The following is a 16,737-nucleotide window of genomic DNA, read 5'->3' as shown; positions in this document are numbered from 1 at the left end:
CAAACTGAATATTCGCCGACGCACGCACCAGGAGGGCGAACTGGACATCACCTCCTTTATGAGCCTGATGACCATTCTGGTGCCGGTGCTGCTGCTCAATATGGTCTTCTCGCATATCTCGGTGCTGAAACTGAATCTGCCCGGACCGAGCGACAGCAGTGCCGCGAGCAGCGAGGAGAACCGCCAGCTGGAACTGGTGTTGCGCCAGTCCCATATCGATATCAACTATCCGGCGGGTATGCGCGTGAAACGCATTCCCCATCGCGACGGCGAGCCGGACTTCGCCACCGTGTCGACGGTGCTGCAGGAAGTGAAAAGGCAACTGGGGGAAAAATCCATCGACAAGAAGGACCTGGTGATCCTTTCCGAACAGGGCACCCCCTACAAGACACTGGTGCGCGCGATGGATACCGCGCGCAGCTACCGCGCCGTGGTGGCCGCCTCGGTGGTGGATGCGGAACTCTTCCCGCAGATCTCCCTCGGCGACGCACCGCGGGAACAGATGCAGACCGCAGCGGGGCAATAATATGAATCTGAATGTGGCCGCCAAGCTGCAGGAGCGGAAGCAGCGGCAGAAAAAGCAGCAGTCGAAACTGAACCTGGTTTCGCTGATGGATATTTTCACCATCCTGGTGTTCTTCCTGCTGGTGAACTCCTCCGATGTGGAGGTCCTGCAGACCGACAAGACCATCAAGCTGCCGGAATCCACCTCGCAGCAGAAACCGGAAGTCACCACCGTGGTGCGCGTCAACAACGAGCAGCTGTTCGTCGGCGACCGCCTGATCGCGCGCATCGAAGACATAGACGCAGACGCGGACAGTATCGGGCCGCTGCTGCAGGAACTGAAATACCGCGCCAGCCGCGCCGGCGAACTGCCCGAGCACAAAAAAGACCTGGGCCACCCGGTGACCATCATGGGCGACGAGCGGGTGCCCTACCAGCTGCTGAAACAGATAATGCAGACCTGCGCCGCGGCGGACTTCCGCGATATGTCCTTCGCGGTCAGCCAGACAGCGCCGGAGGCCGTGTCGCCAACAGGGCAGGGGGTGGACAGCTGATATGACCACCGCAAACACTGTCTACGCCCCCTGGCAGCTGCAGGAAACGCTGCTGCCCTGGTCCGCCTCCGCGGAGGAGGACCGGCGCTTCGCCAGATTTGTGCGCAACGGCCTGATCGCCTTCGCGATCCTCGGCACCGCCGTGGCGCTGATCCCGGTACCGGAACTGACCCGCGAACAGGCGGAGCGGGTACCGCCGCAGCTGGCCAAGGTGATCCTGGAAAAGAAGGAACTGCCGAAACCGAAACCCAAACCGAAACCGGTGGAAAAGAAGAAGCCGGAGAAAAAACCGGAGGCGAAGAAACCGGAGCCGAAAAAGCCGCAGCCCAAGCCGGTGGTGCGGGAAAAACCACCGGCGGCCAAGGTCGAACTGGCGCGGGAGAAGGCCGCCAACAGCGGCCTGCTGCAGATGCAGGACGACCTGCTGGCCATGCGCGAGAGCATCGACGTGGCCGAAGTCAGCAGTGGCCGCTTGGCCGCGGGCGCGGCCCAGGCGAAAGCCATTGACCGCAGCCTGATCACGGACAGGTCCAAGACCGCGAGCGGCGGCGTCAACACCGGCAGGCTGAGCCGCGACACCGGCGGCGTGGCCCTGGCCGCGCGCGAGACCACGCGCGTGCAGAGCAGCGAGGCGGCCGGCGCCGCGCGCGAGGTGGCGAAAAAGGTGCAGCGGCAGAAGACCGCGCGCGCCGAGGCGGCCATCCGCAGCGTGATGGAGGCCAACAAGGGCGCCATCTACGCCATCTACAACCGCGCCCTGCGCCGCGATCCGACCCTCCAGGGCAAGGTCACGGTGCAACTCGTCATAGAGGCGAACGGCAGCGTTTCCGCGATCAAACTGGTGGGCAGCGAGCTGAACAGTCCGGACCTGGAACGCAAGCTGCTGGCGCGCATACGCCTGATCAACTTCGGTGCGGCCAATGTAGAGAGAACCACGCTGAACTACTCCATCGACTTCCTGCCGTCCTAAAGCCGCCGGGCCAGCTACGTGAGAGTCCGGCCCGGCGCCGGCCGAGGCGCGCCGGCAGACGTTGAGCTAGGCTATCCCGGAGCCCTGTCCGCAAAGCGCGAGAGCCCGCCAGCAGGAATACCGGATGGCTATTCTGGCCCTAATCAGAAATACCGACGAAATTCCCCAGGTGATCTGCTGGTCGGCGGAGATTGCACTGGCGCGGAATCTGCCACTGCGCGTCCTGTGCCACCACGAGTCCCCGGTATCCGTCGCCGACAAAGACTTCCCCGGCCGGGAACTGACCGAGGCCGTGCAGCACTTTGTGCGACGGTGCGGCGAGACGCCGTCGATAAGCCGCCTGGCGGATGCCGGCAGACTGCAGATAGTGGAGGTCGGTCACCGCGATTCCGCGGAGTGCGCCATCGATATGGCCCGCGGCGAGGGCTCTGAACTGATCGTCGCGGCCGCCGAAGACCAGACCGGTGAGCGCGGCGCGACCTACGCCAGCAATCCGCTGCTGCGCAACGCCCCCTGCAACACCGTGATACTGTTCGGCGGGCCGCGGCGCGCGCGCAGCCCGCACAGGATCTTCGTCGCCGCCACCGACAATCCGCACGACGGGGCGGCCCTGTTCCTCGCGAACCAGCTGGCGGAATCACACGGCGGGGACATCACCCTGGCCCGCGCCGAGGCGGACTACGAGGAGGTCAATATCGAGGTGGGGCGGCGCGACCTGCTCCAGCTGATGCGGGATGCCGGTGTCGATAGCGCCGAGCGCATCCACTGCCGGGTGTTCGATAAAAACGAATACAGAAAAATCGCCCGCGAGATGGACGGGCATGACCTGGTGCTGATGGGCGCCAACGTCAGGGATCTCAACGCCGCCGTGGCGCTGACCAAACGCCCCGCGCTGGCGGTGGTCAAGCGCGGTCCGGCGCTTCGCCCCTGGCGGCAGCGCAAGATCGGCGAGGACTGGAACCCGCTGCTCAGCCCCTCGGATTACGCGGATCTGCTCGAGGGCCTGCGGCGCGGATCGCAGCTGAGCCTGGACTTCCTGACCATGCTGGGGCTGGCCGCCGTGGTCGCCTCCATGGGCCTGTTGCAGGATTCGACCGCGGTGGTCATCGGCTCCATGCTGCTGGCGCCGCTGATGACGCCCATGCTCGGCTGCGGACTGGCGTTGACGCAGGCGAATCCGAAACTGGGCAACAGCGCGCTGCGCTCGGTCGGGATAGGGCTGACCTTCACGCTGGTAATCAGCCTGCTGATCGGCTTCCTGACCCCGGGCGCGGAGTTGACCAGCGAGATCTACGCCCGCGGCGATCCCAATATTCTCGACCTGGTGATTGCGGCGGCCTCGGGCGCCGCTGCCGCCTACGCATCGGCGCGCCCCAACCTGGTCGGCTCCATCGCCGGTGTCGCCGTTGCCACCGCCCTGGTGCCACCGCTGTGTTCGGTGGGTATATCACTGGCTTATTACGACCTGACCAACGCGCGCGGCGCGGCGCTGCTGTTCACCACCAACTTTGTCGCCATAGTGCTCTGCGCGGCGGCCACCTTCCGCCTGATGGGCATCAGGACCGGCCGCACCGGCTCCCGGCAGCGCCGCTGGGTCGTGGCAACGGTCGCCGCGATGGCGATCGCGGGCCTGGTTCTGCTGGTGCCGCTGCAACTGTCGCTGCTGAAGGGCCTGCTGCAGGGAAAGCCGCAGCCGAGCTACTACCCACTGTCCCGCTCGGTCATGAACGCGCTGGAAGACTATGTCGAAGAGGATCCCAACGTGGAAATTTTCGACGCCGGCCGCCCGTCGTCACCCTACCACGCCGCGGATGTCGTGCTGGTGCTGGGTGCGCCCTACGATCTGGACAGGGAATACGCGAATGAACTGATCAGGATAGTGCGGCGGGAAATGCGCAACCCGAAACTCAAGGTCGAGGTGCACCTGATCAGGGAGCTGTGGCAGGTGACCAGCCAATAGCCGGCCTTCGATGCGCCCGCGGCCGATCAGTTGAGGTCCACGGCGTACTGGCGCAACAGCGCCAGCGGCACTATTTCCAGCGCCTTGACATGGGTGCGCTGCAGATAGACCCGCGGCGCCATATCCTGCTGCTGCGCCTCCAGCCAGCGCGCCGCGCACAGGCACCAGCGGTCGCCGGGATTCAGGCCGGGAAAGCCGTACTCCTCCACCGGTGTGCTGAGGTCGTTGCCGCGACTGCGGGAAAAGGCCAGAAACTCCTCGCTCACCTCGACGCAGACGGTGTGGGAGCCATAATCCTGCTCGCTGGTGTTGCAGCAGCCGTCGCGGAAAAAGCCGGTCACCGGTTCCAGGCTGCAGGCCAGCAGCGGATCGCCGAACACATTCACAGAAGCTTCCATTTGCATTTTTCCGCTCACTCCTCGCTTAGCAGTTCCAAATCCACCAGCCGCCAGCGCAGCCCGCGGCGCTCGAGTATCAGGCGCAGCTGCGCCGCGCTGCCTTCACCGTAGTCGGCGCTCACGCGGTTGGCTCCAACAAAGCCCCAGCGTTGCAGCTGCCAGCCGGCCGGCGCGGACGCCTCCGCTTCCGGCGGCTGCCGCGGCGCGGGGCTGGACTGGCGGTAGAGCTCGCGCTCGAACTCGCGCAGCTCTCTGCCGCCGCGCAACAGCTCGCCGATACCCTCGGGGGTCACCAGCTGTTGCAGCAGCGGGCCGATCAACAGATTGGCGCCGGCGGCCAAGAAGTCGCCAAATTCCTCCGGCATTCCGGCACCCATGGATTCGCGCAGCTGGCGCTGCAGGCGCGACTGTAAATTGTCGCGCAGGGCGGGAAAGTCGATATGGCGCTGCAGTTGCTCGCGGTTCTCGTTTCGCGCGGCCTGCTCCAGCCGTTCGATGGTATAGCGCGGCAGGGCGATATAGCCCGCGGCCAGCAGCGCCAGCGAGAGCAGGGCGGTAATCAGCCACTTCTTTATCAATGTATTTTTCCTTTCGTTGCGCCCGGATTTTATCCCCTTGACAGTTAATTTTGCCAACCCGGCGATGGCGCGGGATTGTCCCTGGGCCACGGCTGTGCGATATTGCCCGCCTAAGGCTCTGTACCCATACCAACAAGGAACTGCGAAAGGACATCTGACGATGAGCGATATTTACAAGGCCCCGGAAGCACAATTGACCACCGGGGAGGAGAGCGGCGGCTACGGCTCTCTGGAAAAGGGGGTTGCCGGGGACTACGCCATCAATATCGGCGAGATTTTCAGCGAAGCCTGGCGCCGCACCAAGGGCAACAAGGGCACCATCTGGCTGGCAATTATCCTGTATGTCGTCGCCTTCATGGTGGTCAGCTTCGCAGCCGGCGCCATCACCGGCTACTCCTCTTTCGATCTCGAGCAGCAGGCCAACGCCTCCTTCGGCTCGATGATTGTCTACCAGATACTGGTGAACCTGGTCACCGCACCGCTGACCGCCGGCATGATGCTGATCGGCATCAAGATAGCGCGGGACCAGCAGACCTCCGCCACCGAGATTTTCTCCCATTTCGACAAGCTGCTGCCGCTGGTGGTGGCCAATATCCTGATGTCCATCCTGGTGACCATCGGCTTCGTGCTGCTGATCATCCCCGGCATCTACCTGGCGGTGGCCTATATGCTGACCCTGCCGCTGATCGTGGACAAAGGCCTCGGCCCCTGGCAGGCGCTGGAGACCTCGCGCAAGGCGATCACCAAGCACTGGTTCGCCTTCTTCGGTTTCCTGATCGTCGCCCTGCTGCTGTATATCGCCGGCGCCCTGCCGCTGCTGATCGGCCTGATTTGGGTGCTGCCGCTGCTGGCCATCGCCTTCGGCGTCGTCTACCGCACTATCTTCGGCGGCGCGGAAGACTGAACCACCTGACCTGATGGGAGTGGTGGTTTGCTGGACACCACCTGCTTGGATACCACCTATAGTGTCGAGACCCCGGAGGGGATCGACCTGCGCGCACAGGCCGCCGGGCCTGTGCCGCGCATTCTCGCCTACGGCGTCGACCTCTTTTACCGCACGCTGATCCTGATCGCGCTGGCCATAGCGCTGGCGTTTGCCGAGCGCGCCGGCTGGGGCATCTGGCTGTTGTGCTCCTTCCTGCTCGAGTGGTTCTACCCGGTCTATTTCGAAGTGCTGCGCGGCGGCCAGACGCCGGGCAAGAAGGCCTTCGGCCTGATGGTGGTCAACGACAACCTGACCCCGGTCTCCTGGGGGGCCTCCCTGCTGCGCAACCTGCTGCGCTTCGCCGACTTCCTGCCCCTCGGCTATGCCGGCGGGGTTCTGTGTATGACGCTGGGCCGCAACTTCCAGCGTCTCGGCGATCTGGCCGCGGGCACCCTCGTCGTCTATCGCCCGGCGGAAAAAGCCCACAGCGTCCCGGCGGATATCACCCCGCTGGCGCCGCCGCGCGGTCTGCGTCTGCAGGACCAGCAGGCGCTGATCAGCCTGGTCGAGCGCGGCGGCGAGCTGAGCGAGGCGCGCCAGTGCGAACTGGCGAATCTGCTCGAACCGCTGACCGGCAAGAAAGACCGCGCCGGGCTCGACTACCTGCGCGCGGTGGGCAGCTGGCTACTGGGCGGCAGAGGCTAGCCGCGATGAAGCAACGGGATTTTGAAAATCGCTATCGCGACGACTGGGAGCGGCTGGAAAAGTGGCTGAAGACCGGCGGCGCCGGCGAGTCCGCGGCGCTGGATCTGCCGGCGGCCTACCGCAGCCTGTGCCAGCAGCTGGCGATGGCCAAGGAGCGCCAGTACACCAGCGCGCTGGTGGACCGCCTCAACCAGTTGGTGATGGCCGCCCACCACCGCGTCTACCGGCAGCAGACACTGCGCCGCAACACCTGGCTCCGCTACCTGCTGGCCGACTTCCCGCGCGCGGTGCGCGCGCAGATACGCACCGTGGGGCTCGCCACCGCGCTGTTCCTGCTGCCGGCGCTGGTGCTCGGTATCGGCGCCTACAAGAATGATGCACTTATCTACGCGGTGATGTCGCCGGCGCAGGTTCTGGATTTCGAGGCCATGTACGACCCGGGCAACCGGGTGCTGGGGCGCGAGCGCGGCTCCGATTCGGACCTGATGATGTTCGGCTTCTATATCAAGAACAATATCGGCATCGCCTTCCGCACCTTCGCCGGCGGCGTGCTGTTCGGGCTCGGCTCCATCTTCTTCCTGGTCTTCAACGGCGTCTACCTTGGCGCCGTCTTCGGGCACATCACCCGCGTCGGCTTCGTGTCGACCTTCTACCCCTTCGTGATCGGCCACGGTGCCTTCGAGTTGACCGCGATAGTACTGGCCGGCGCCGCCGGCCTGATGCTCGGACGCTCGCTGGTGGATCCGGGCCGCCAGCGCCGCCTGGTGGCACTGCGCCAGGCGAGCGTGGAGGCGATGAAGATCATGTACGGCACCTTTCTGATGCTGGTGATCGCCGCCTTCCTGGAGGCCTTCTGGTCTTCCAGCACTGAAATTGCGATCGCCGTGAAGCTCACCGTCGGCGCACTGCTGTGGCTGCTGGTCATCGCCTACTTCGCGCTGGCCGGGCGCGGCGCGGTGCCTCCCGGGGAGGCGGCGCAGACTGGAAAAGGGGTGCGCCGTGGAACTTGAACGCCTGGCCGTGCGCGCGCGGCTGCGCTCGCCGTGGGAATCCATCGACCTGGGGGTCGCCCTGGCGCGCGCGCAGTGGCTGCCGCTGTTTCTGGTGTGGCTGCTGCCGGCGGCGCTGCTGTTCGGCGCCCTCTACTGGCTGCTGCCGGACGCCCCCAACCTGTCGCTGTTTTTGGTCTGGTGGATGAAACCGGTGTTCGACCGCCTGCCGCTGTTTATCGCCAGCCGCGCGCTGTTCGGCGAGCGGGTCTCCGCGGCCGCCGCACTGAAGCAGTTTTTTGCCCAGAACCGGCGCGACTGGTTCCCCTGGCTCACCTGGCGCCGGCTCAGCCCGACGCGCGCCTTCGATATGCCGGTGACCCTGCTCGAACAGAGCAGCGGCGCCGCCCGCGCCGCGCGCATCGGCGTACTGCACCGCAAGCACGCCAATGCCGCCATGTGGCTGACGGTGCTGGGTTTCCACCTCGAGTCGCTGCTGCTGATCGCACTGCTCGCGCTGGTTTTCCTGTTCGTTCCCGAGCAGGCGCAGATCGACTGGATGCCGCTTTTGGGCAGCGACACCCTGTGGCTGGAGTGGAGCATCAACGGGCTCTTCGTGCTGGTGATGGCCGCGGTGGCCCCCTTCTACATAGTCGCGGGCTTCTGCCTCTACCTGGGCCGGCGCATCGAACTGGAGGCCTGGGATATAGAAATCCAGTTCCGCAGCCTGCTCGAGCGGCACCGGCGCGAGCGCAGGCAGCAGCGCTCCCGCGCGGCGGCCACGCCGCTGGTGCTGCTGTGCGCACTGGCCCTGACCGCACCTCTGGAGCCGGCCCGCGCCGCGCAGACACCGGAACAGGCGCGCGAGACCATCGACGAAATTCTCGCCGGCGAGGACTTCCACCGGGTGGAGGAGGTCAGCGGCTGGCGCCTGAAGGAAATCGACTGGGAACAGAGCAAATTTCCCGAGTGGCTGATCGCCTTTCTCGAGTGGCTGGAGAGCCGCCCGAGCGAAGCCGAAGACGAGTCCGAGTGGGGCCCGCTCCTGGGCCTGCTGGTCGAGGTGCTGCTGTGGCTGGGCGCGGCCTGGCTGCTGGGGTACCTGCTGTGGCGCTACCGCGAGCCGATCCGCCGCAGCCTGCACTTTTCCGGCAAGCCCGAAGGGAAGAAAGCCGCACCGGAGACCCTGTTCGGCCTCGACGTGCGCCGCTCCAGCCTGCCCGCCGACGTCTGCGCCGAGGTGCTGCGCCTGTGGCACGGCGGCGACCAGCGCGCGAGTCTGGGCCTGCTGTACCGGGCGACCCTCGCGCACCTGATCGAGCGCTACCAGTTCGAGTTCGGCGACCACCTGACCGAGAGCGAGTGCGCGCAGCTGGTACGGCAGCGGCAGCGGGTGCCGGCGCAGGATGCGCCGCGGCCGGTCAGCGACGCACTGAGCGACCTGGTGCTGCAGCTGACCGCCAGCTGGCAGCAGCTCGCCTACGCGCACCGCGCGCCGCAAACGGCGCGGGTGGAAATGCTGTGCGACAAATGGCGGGAGGCCTTCGCCGATGACCGCTAAGCGCCTGCTGCTCGGCCTGCTGTTGCTGCTGCTCGCGGCCCTGGTGGCCCTGTTCTTCACCTTCTTCGAGCGCTATACCGAGGAACTGGACCGCGGCTGGGGTCCCGAGGCCTGGCGCAACCCCTACCTGGCCGCGGAGCGCTTCCTCGCCGCGTCCGGGCTGCAGTCCCGCCGCGCGGACAATATCTCCGTGCTCGCCGAGATGAGTGGCCGCGACACCCTGTTCCTGGCCAGCTCCAGCCAGGTGTACAACCCGCGCCGCGCCGCGGAACTGCTCGACTGGGTCGGGCGCGGCGGCCACGCAATAGTGGTCGCCCACGGGCTCGACGGCGAGCGCGACTGGCTGCTGGAACAGCTGGACGTGACCCTGCAGGAGGGCCGCGAGGATCTATTCTTCGAGCACCCCTTCCGCCAACTGCTCGGCGAGGACGCCGACCAGTACCGCGGCAAGAGCGCCAGCGAAATACTGCGCGAGCACAACCGCAAGCTCGAAGGCGGGGAGGAGGCGGAACAGAGCGCCGCGGCGCAGGAGCCGCCGCGCAACCCGGATGTGGATCCCGCCGACCTGGTCACCCTCGCCGGCGACGACGGCGAATATCAGCTGCACTTCAACGCCGGCCAGCTGCTCCACCACCCGGCCCTCAACGGCGGGGACTCCACCACCGAGCCGGTGTTCTGGGCCAGGATCTGGCGCGGCGACACCGGCGTGCCCTTTATGCAGTTCGAGCGCGGCGACGGCCTGATCACGCTGCTGGCGGACGGTGGTATCTGGCGCAACCGGCGCATCGGCCACTTCGACCACGCCTATTTCCTGCAGCAGCTGGCCTCCGACGGCGAATTCGTGTTTCTGACCCAACCGCGCTTCGACTCCCTGTTCGAGCTGGCGCGCCGCTACGGGGCCGAGTTCTTTATCGCCGGCGCCCTGGCACTGCTGGCCTGGCTGCTGCTGCGCGCGCGCCGCTTCGGCCCGCCGGCGCCGGAGCCGGAGCCGGCGCGGCGCTCGCTGCTGGAACATATCTCCGCCTGCGGCCACTACTACTGGCGCGAGGACCACTGCGAGCGGCTGTTGCTCGGCCTGCGCCGCGCCGCGCTGCGCCGCCTCGGCGGCGACAACGCAGACACAGCCACCAGGCGCCAGCTGTGCACCCGGCTCAGTGCCGACACCGGCCTGAGCGAATCCCAGATTGCCGCCTGCCTGTGGGGGGACCCGCCCCGCAGCGAAGAGGCGTTTACCGAGCGAATGCGCAACCTGCAGCAAATCGAGGCAGTCCTATGAGCGACACCATCTACCAATCGGACCAACAACCGCAGGCCGCCGCGGCGCAGCCGGACTGGCAGGCCGCGACGGCGCAACTGGCGCTGCTGCGCAGTGCCATCAACCGGCTGCTGATCGGCCAGGAAGCCGTGGTCGACCAGGTGCTGATCGCGCTGCTGGCCTCCGGTCACGTGCTGCTGGAGGGGGTGCCCGGCCTCGGCAAGACGCTGCTGGTGCGCTCCCTGGCCAACTGCTTCGGCGGCGGCTTCCGCCGCATCCAGTTCACCCCGGACCTGATGCCGGCGGACGTGACCGGCCACGCCATCTACCACATGGGAGAGAGCCGCTTCGAAGTGCGCCGCGGGCCCGTGTTCACCAACCTGCTGCTGGCGGACGAGATCAACCGCGCCCCGGCCAAGACCCAGGCGGCACTGCTGGAGGTGATGCAGGAGAAGCAGGTCACCATCGACGGCGAGGCACTGCCGGTGCCGCGCCCGTTCATGGTGCTGGCGACCCAGAACCCGATCGAGCAGGAGGGCACCTACCCGCTGCCGGAGGCGGAGCTGGACCGCTTCCTGCTCAAAGTGCTGATCGACTTCCCGAGCCTGGAGGCGGAGCTGAAACTGGCCGCCGCGGCCAGCGCCGGTCGCATCGAGAAGCAGCTCGCGCAGCCGCCGGCCGGGCAGATGACCGTGGAGCAGCTGCAACAGCTGCAGGCGCTGATCCCGCAGGTGGCGCTGGACCAGCAGGTGCTGGACTACGCGGTGCGCCTGGTGCGCGCGACCCGCGAATCCGCGCAGCTGCGCCGCGCCGCCGGCCCCCGCGCCAGCATCGGCCTGCTGCAGGCCGCGCGCGCCCAGGCGCTGTTGGCCGGGCGCGAGTTCGTGCTGCCGGACGACGTCAAGGCGATGGCGATTCCAGTCATGCGCCACCGCATTGGCCTGTCGCCGGATATGGAAATCGACGGCGAGACGCCGGACTCGGTGCTGGCGCAGATCATCGACACGGTGGAGGCGCCGCGCCTGTGAGCCGGCCCGCCGCCGACACCGGGGCCGCCGCACAGGCGCGCCCGGCCGCGACGGCGAAGGCCGCCGGCACCGCCCCCAGCCGCCGCCTGGTGGCGCTGCTCGGCAGCTGGTGCCTGGCGGCGCTGGCCATCAGTGCCGCGCGCATCTGGCAGCCGCAGAGCGCCGGTGCGCTGCAGGACCTGTGGTGGACCGCCGGCGCGCTGCTGCTCGCCGGCGCGCTGCTGGATTATTTCACCGGGCGCAGGGTCGCGGGCCTCGAAGCGGAGCGGCGGCTGCCCGGCAACCTGGCCCTCGGGGTCGAAAACCGGGTGCGGCTGACGCTGGACAACGGCGGCCCGCGCGCGCTCGCGCTCGATGTCTGCGACAGTGTGCCGGCGCAGCTCTCCGCCGCGGACCTGCCGCGCCGCGCGCGGCTGGATCCGGGCCAGCGGGTCGCCATCGACTACCCGCTGGTGCCGCGGCGCCGCGGCCGCGCGGATTTCGGCCGTATCGAAGTGCTGGCGGACTCCCCCTGGGGCCTGTGGCAGACGAAGCTGCTGTTGGGGCGGCCGCAGTCGGTCAAGGTCTACCCGAACTTCCTCGGCATCTCCTCGCTGCAGGCCCTGTCCACCGAACAGAGCCTGCGCTTCCTCGGCCTGCACCGGCAACAGCGCCGCGGCGAGGGCATGGATTTCCGCCAGCTGCGCGAATACCGCCAGGGGGACAGCCAGCGCCAGGTGGACTGGCGGGCCAGCGCGCGCCTGCGCAAGCTGATCAGCCGCGAGTACCAGGACGAGCGCGACCAGGAGATCGTCTATATGCTCGACTGCGGCCGCCGCATGCGCGCCAAGGACGGCGAGCTCTCCCACTTCGACCACGCGCTGAACGCGCTGCTGCTGTCCGCCTATGTGGCCATCAAGCAGGGGGACGCGGTGGGCCTGCACGCCTTCGCCGCCGATGAAAACAGTTCCGGCGGCCAGCTGCCGCCGGTCAAGGGCGAGGGCGGCATCAACCTGCTGCTGAACGGCGTCTACGACCTGCACTCGGGCACCGCCAACGCGGACTTCAGCAGCGCCGCCCAGCAGCTGCTGGCGAAGCACCCGCGCCGCGCGCTGGTGATACTGGTCACCAACCTGCGCGACGAGGACAGCGATGAACTGCTGGCGGCGGTGCAGCTGCTGTCGCGGCGCCACCTGGTGATGGTGGCCAGCCTGCGCGAAACGGCGGTGGACGCGCTGCTGCGCCGGCCGGTGGAGAATTTCAGCGACGCGATTGACGCGGCGGCCGCCGCCGATTTCCTCGCGCGCCGCGGGCGCCTGCTGCAGCAGCTGCGCGCGCGCAACGTATTGGTGGTGGACTCGGCGCCGGAGCAGCTGCATATGGCGCTGGTGGAGACCTATTGGCAATTGAAGCGCAGCGGTAAAATCTGACCCGACTGGAACGGGCCCGAACAGACAGCGACAATGGCACAGCGCAAAACACACGCTCCGCGTCCGGCCGCACGCCTGTCCCGCTGGCAGGCGTCGGCGCTGCTGTGCCTGTTCCTCGCCGTGCGCGGCCTGGTGCCGGCGGGCTTTATGCCCGCTCCCGTCGCCGCCGGCACACCCTACGATCTGTGTCACGGCGACAGCCGCAGCGCGCTGCTGCTCAGCGCACTGGCGCAAGCGGAGCGCGCCCATCACGGCCACGGCGGCCACGACCACGATGCGCTGACCGCGCAGAGCTTCGCCGACAACCACTGCAGTTTTTCCGCCGGCGCCGGCCTCGCCGCCGCGCCGGCGCTGGAGGCACTGCACCTCCCCCGCCGCGAGCGCGGTGTGCCCGCTGCCGCGCCCGGCGCGGCCTCGCCGCGGCCCGCCTATCTGCGACCGCCACAGCGGGCGCCGCCCCTCTCCCACAGCGTTTGAATTCCAGAACAAATCTCTTTCACCGCGGCCGGGCCCACGACGGCGCCCCGCCGCCAACAGTTTGTCGCGGCCGCCGCCCGGCGGTGGCCGCGCACCGCTATGGGAAATCACTATGAACAACTGTCAGAAAACCCTGCTGGCCGGCGCCATAGGCCTGGCCGCGCCCCTGGCACTGGCCCACGAGAACTCCCCCACCTTCCTGCCCGAGGGCCACGCGCCCGCCGGCGTCATGGCCGACCACCTGCACGCGAAAGGGGAGTGGATGTTCGGCTACCGCGCGATGCGCGAGGAGTACCGCGACCTGTACCGCGGCTCGAAGAAGGCCGACGCGATGGATCTGGCCATGGCCGGCTACTCGATGATGCCGACCGACATGACGATGGAAATGCATATGCTCGATATCATGTACGCCGTGTCCGACGACCTGACGCTGATGCTGATGCCACAGTACATGAGTATGGATATGTCGATGCAGATGGTCGACCACGGATCCATGGGCGGCATGGGGGATATGCACGGCGGGCATGGCAGCGGCGGCCACAGCCACGGCGTGTCCGGCGCGGGCGACACCATTGTCGGCGGCCTCTTCCGCATCGCCGACGCCGCCGGTTATCGCCTGCACGCGACCCTGGCCTTCAGCGCGCCGACCGGCTCGGTGGAGGAGAAGAACGCGGACGGCAGCTTCACCCACTACGGCATGCAGCTGGGCACCGGCACCTGGGACCTGCTGCCCTCGATCACCTACAGCAGCGCACTGCAGCGGCTCAGCTGGGGCGCGCAGCTGTCGGCGCGCCTGCCGCTCGAGGACGAGAACGACTCCGGCTTCGCCTTCGGCGAGCGCTACGGCGCCACCGCCTGGAGCGCCTACCGGCTGGCGGACTGGATCAGCCTGTCGGCGCGGCTGCAGTATACGAAGGAGGGGGATATCAACGGCCACTACAACGGACCGCACAGGCACGCCAGCCCGGCGGACCTGCAGGCCAACTACGGCGGCGAACTGCTGGACTACGGGCTGGGCGTGAACCTGGTGGCTCAGCGGGGGGCGCTCGCCGGCGTGCGCCTCGGGCTCGAGTGGGTCGGAGAGCTGTCCGCGGATTACAACGGCTTCCAGCTGGCGCGGGAGGACGGTCTGAACCTGAGCCTGAGCTACGCCTTCTGATTTTTCACTGACCTGGGGATCGATCGCGGCCCATGGCCGCGATCGATATTCAGAAGCGGTAGCCGAAATTCAGCGTCAGCGAGCGCAGGTGCCCCAGGTCGTACTGGTAGGAGGTCACCCTGCCGACATCGTAATAGTTGTACTCCACCGAGGTGTCGAAAGAACGGGTCCAGTTGTAGCGATAGCCGACGCCGGCATTCCAGTAGTTGTCGTCGCCGTCCTCGTTCACCAGGACGAACTCGTCCCCGCGCCTCACCTTGTCGACATCGAAGTCGCCGTAGTTCCAGCCCGCCATCCAGTAGAGGCACTGCACGTCGCAGTTCAGGGTGAAGTCTACCTTGAAGTTCACCCCGTACTGGTCGACGGAGATATTGCCGTCGTCGAAATTCGAATAGCGCAGCTCCACCTGCCACACCCCCACGGTCGGGGTGATGCCGATACTGACCTGGCCGAAGGTGTCGTCGTCCTTGTTGATCTGCTGTTGACCGGTGCCGGCGCCGAAGTTGGTAATCACGCGGTACTCGCCGGCACAGATACCCTCGAAGGGGTTGTTCCAGGCCTGGGCGGCGGCCGCTGTGGAGTGGATCAGGGCGAGAGCGAACAAAACTTTCTTCATTGCGACCTTCCTTGGCACTTTGTTGCAGACCGTCAGGGTTCGGCTTTGGGGGAGCTGTGGGCCTGGGCCACGTCGATGATGGCCCAGATGCCACCGGAGAACGCCGGGTTGCTGCGCAGGATTTCAATATCGCCCGGCTCCGGCGGCGGGTCGCCGGCCGCGCGCAGCTCGTCCAGCCGCTGCACTATGGTTTCCGCCATCTTCTGCAGGGCGGCATCGAGCGAATCGGCGTGGCAGTGACAGTGGGGCAGGTCCGGGGCAATGGCTCCGAAGCCGGCGTATTCGATATTGTGGACCACGACCGGATAGCGCATCGGGGAGTTACTCTTGTGACATTGACCCACCAAGCGTAGACGGATTTCATTTTTTCGTGGCCCGCGGCGGCGAGAAAATGGCGCGAGGGGAATTTGGCAGCAAAAAAATAGCGCGCGCCCCGCCGGTGCGGCGCTCAGCGCGGAATGCGCCCGAGCAGCGCGCGGCGGGAGAAGATCATTTCCTTGTAGGTCTGCTGCAGCGAGATATCCAGATCCGACTCGGCGCCGCCCATCTCATCCATCTGCCGCTGCAGCCAGGTGATCTCGGTTTCCAGCTGCCGGCGCAACCGGCGTATCTCGCTCTCGCTGATATTGATATGGGCGCTGCGAAGGCTGGACATGGCTCTATCCCGGCAGTGGCGCCCTGCGGCGCCGAAAACGACACAACCGCCACCGGCAGTGGCGGTTGCATAGAGCTTAGTCGATGACCGGTTATTCAGTAAGCAGCTGGCGCCAATCGAAGGACGGGTCGCCGATCACATAGAAGAAAGGATTCAGCAGGGAGTCCTTGCTGTTGTAGCGCAGCAGCTGGAACCGGTCGTCCACCACGATGCCGCCGGCGGCCTCCACCACCGCCTGGGCGGCGGCCGTATCCCACTCGCAGGTGGGCGCCAGGCGCGGGTACAGGTCCGCCTTGCCCTCGGCCACCAGGCACAGCTTCAGCGAGCTGCCCATATTCACGCAGGCCACGCTGCCGAGATCCGACTCGATGCGCGCCACCAGCCGGTCCACCGCACCGGCGCCGTGACTGCGGCTCGCCACCAGTTCCACCGGCTGGCCCGCGTCCAGGCGCGGCTGCAGCGGGCGCACTCGGATCGCCCGCTCGCCCTCGGCGCTGCGCTTGAAGGCGCCGGCGTTTTTTGCACCGGCGTAGGTGATATTCAACACCGGCACATGCACCACCCCCAGCACCGGCTCGCCGCCCTCGATCAGCGCGACATTGACGGTGAACTCGCCGGTGCGGCGGATAAACTCCTTGGTGCCGTCCAGCGGATCCACTATCCAGTAGCGCTGCCAGCGGCTGCGCTCGGCGAACGGCGGCATCTCCTGCTCCTCCGACAGCACCGGCACCCCCTCGATCAGCTGCGCCAGCGCCGGCGCCAGTATCGCGTGAGCGGCCAGATCGGCGGCGGTCACCGGCGAATCGTCGGCCTTGGTGTCCACTTCCAGCTCGGCGCTGCTGTTGTACACGTCGAGGATCGCCTCGCCAGCGCGGGTGCAGATCTCGATGACCCGCTCCAATAGTGCTTTGTCCATCATTCCCCCTTTTGTGAGCGCGGCATTATACGCGCTCGCCAGTACCTGGCCACGGCGCCGGGACCGGAAAGCGCAATC

General features: G+C 67.1%; 19 protein-coding genes. 13 read left to right on the top strand and 6 right to left on the bottom strand.

Annotated features, from left to right (window positions below):
• Window positions 1-4 precede the first annotated feature (4 nt).
• The 4 genes from ACXAF3_RS08890 (at window position 5) to ACXAF3_RS08875 (ending at window position 3,988) form a co-directional block, all read left to right on the top strand.
• Window positions 5-526 (top strand): ExbD/TolR family protein, encoded by a 522-nt coding sequence (locus ACXAF3_RS08890; RefSeq protein WP_475112048.1) that lies wholly within the window; start codon window positions 5-7, stop codon window positions 524-526.
• Window position 527: 1 nt separating this feature from the next.
• Complete coding sequence (locus ACXAF3_RS08885) at window positions 528-1,058, top strand: ExbD/TolR family protein (protein ID WP_475111941.1); 531 nt, start codon at window positions 528-530, stop codon at window positions 1,056-1,058.
• A 1-nt stretch (window position 1,059) separates the two neighbouring features.
• Window positions 1,060-2,028, top strand: a complete 969-nt coding sequence (locus ACXAF3_RS08880) for an AgmX/PglI C-terminal domain-containing protein (RefSeq protein WP_475111940.1) — start codon at window positions 1,060-1,062, stop codon at window positions 2,026-2,028.
• 124 nt (window positions 2,029-2,152) lie between these two features.
• A complete protein-coding gene (locus ACXAF3_RS08875; protein WP_475111939.1) occupies window positions 2,153-3,988 on the top strand; it encodes a DUF389 domain-containing protein in 1,836 nt (611 codons plus the stop codon).
• Between the two features lie 26 nt (window positions 3,989-4,014).
• Here the strand turns inward: ACXAF3_RS08875 and ACXAF3_RS08870 are convergent, their stop codons facing one another.
• The gene (locus tag ACXAF3_RS08870) at window positions 4,015-4,386 is read right to left on the bottom strand and encodes a DUF2237 family protein (RefSeq protein WP_475111938.1); all 372 of its coding nucleotides are present in this window, start codon (window positions 4,384-4,386) and stop codon (window positions 4,015-4,017) included.
• A 14-nt stretch (window positions 4,387-4,400) separates the two neighbouring features.
• The gene (locus ACXAF3_RS08865; RefSeq protein ID WP_475111937.1) at window positions 4,401-4,964 is read right to left on the bottom strand and encodes a DUF2939 domain-containing protein; all 564 of its coding nucleotides are present in this window, start codon (window positions 4,962-4,964) and stop codon (window positions 4,401-4,403) included.
• 160 nt (window positions 4,965-5,124) lie between these two features.
• On the opposite strand from ACXAF3_RS08865, the gene ACXAF3_RS08860 reads away from it, so the two are divergent.
• The 9 genes from ACXAF3_RS08860 (at window position 5,125) to ACXAF3_RS08820 (ending at window position 14,472) form a co-directional block, all read left to right on the top strand.
• Entirely contained in the window at window positions 5,125-5,868 is a 744-nt protein-coding gene (locus tag ACXAF3_RS08860; protein ID WP_475111936.1) for a hypothetical protein, read from the top strand.
• 27 nt (window positions 5,869-5,895) lie between these two features.
• Complete coding sequence (locus tag ACXAF3_RS08855) at window positions 5,896-6,594, top strand: RDD family protein (RefSeq protein ID WP_475111935.1); 699 nt, start codon at window positions 5,896-5,898, stop codon at window positions 6,592-6,594.
• A 5-nt stretch (window positions 6,595-6,599) separates the two neighbouring features.
• Window positions 6,600-7,604 carry a stage II sporulation protein M gene (locus tag ACXAF3_RS08850; RefSeq protein ID WP_475111934.1) on the top strand — a complete coding sequence of 335 codons (1,005 nt, stop codon included), beginning with the start codon at window positions 6,600-6,602 and terminating at the stop codon, window positions 7,602-7,604.
• Complete coding sequence (locus ACXAF3_RS08845) at window positions 7,594-9,144, top strand: hypothetical protein (protein ID WP_475111933.1); 1,551 nt, start codon at window positions 7,594-7,596, stop codon at window positions 9,142-9,144. Before ACXAF3_RS08850 ends, ACXAF3_RS08845 begins: the two co-directional genes overlap by 11 nt.
• Entirely contained in the window at window positions 9,134-10,420 is a 1,287-nt protein-coding gene (locus ACXAF3_RS08840; protein WP_475111932.1) for a DUF4350 domain-containing protein, read from the top strand. Before ACXAF3_RS08845 ends, ACXAF3_RS08840 begins: the two co-directional genes overlap by 11 nt.
• Complete coding sequence (locus ACXAF3_RS08835) at window positions 10,417-11,427, top strand: AAA family ATPase (RefSeq protein WP_475111931.1); 1,011 nt, start codon at window positions 10,417-10,419, stop codon at window positions 11,425-11,427. The genes ACXAF3_RS08840 and ACXAF3_RS08835 overlap by 4 nt, the downstream gene beginning before the upstream one ends.
• Window positions 11,424-12,836 (top strand): DUF58 domain-containing protein, encoded by a 1,413-nt coding sequence (locus ACXAF3_RS08830; RefSeq protein WP_475111930.1) that lies wholly within the window; start codon window positions 11,424-11,426, stop codon window positions 12,834-12,836. Before ACXAF3_RS08835 ends, ACXAF3_RS08830 begins: the two co-directional genes overlap by 4 nt.
• A 33-nt stretch (window positions 12,837-12,869) precedes the next feature.
• Window positions 12,870-13,313, top strand: coding sequence for a hypothetical protein (locus tag ACXAF3_RS08825; RefSeq protein WP_475111929.1), 444 nt, complete (start codon window positions 12,870-12,872; stop codon window positions 13,311-13,313).
• A 112-nt stretch (window positions 13,314-13,425) separates the two neighbouring features.
• Window positions 13,426-14,472: a hypothetical protein gene (locus ACXAF3_RS08820; protein WP_475111928.1), complete on the top strand. Its 1,047-nt coding sequence runs from the start codon at window positions 13,426-13,428 to the stop codon at window positions 14,470-14,472.
• A gap of 49 nt (window positions 14,473-14,521) precedes the next feature.
• On the opposite strand, the gene ACXAF3_RS08815 is transcribed toward ACXAF3_RS08820, so the two are convergent.
• The 4 genes from ACXAF3_RS08815 to cysQ all read right to left on the bottom strand — a co-directional run bounded on the left by ACXAF3_RS08815 (window position 14,522) and on the right by cysQ (window position 16,662).
• On the bottom strand, window positions 14,522-15,088 hold the full coding sequence (locus ACXAF3_RS08815) for an outer membrane protein (protein ID WP_475111927.1): 567 nt from the start codon (window positions 15,086-15,088) through the stop codon (window positions 14,522-14,524).
• Window positions 15,089-15,120: 32 nt separating this feature from the next.
• The gene (locus tag ACXAF3_RS08810) at window positions 15,121-15,402 is read right to left on the bottom strand and encodes a type II toxin-antitoxin system HicB family antitoxin (RefSeq protein ID WP_475111926.1); all 282 of its coding nucleotides are present in this window, start codon (window positions 15,400-15,402) and stop codon (window positions 15,121-15,123) included.
• Between the two features lie 134 nt (window positions 15,403-15,536).
• The gene (locus ACXAF3_RS08805) at window positions 15,537-15,743 is read right to left on the bottom strand and encodes a hypothetical protein (protein WP_475111925.1); all 207 of its coding nucleotides are present in this window, start codon (window positions 15,741-15,743) and stop codon (window positions 15,537-15,539) included.
• A gap of 91 nt (window positions 15,744-15,834) precedes the next feature.
• Window positions 15,835-16,662 (bottom strand): 3'(2'),5'-bisphosphate nucleotidase CysQ, encoded by an 828-nt coding sequence (gene cysQ / locus ACXAF3_RS08800; RefSeq protein WP_475111924.1) that lies wholly within the window; start codon window positions 16,660-16,662, stop codon window positions 15,835-15,837.
• Between the last annotated feature and the right edge of the window lie 75 nt (window positions 16,663-16,737).

The sequence above is a fragment of the Microbulbifer sp. ABF4_143 genome (genome assembly GCF_056160225.1).
Note: the sequence above shows the minus strand (reverse complement) of the source record. Positions and strands in the feature narration are given on the sequence as shown.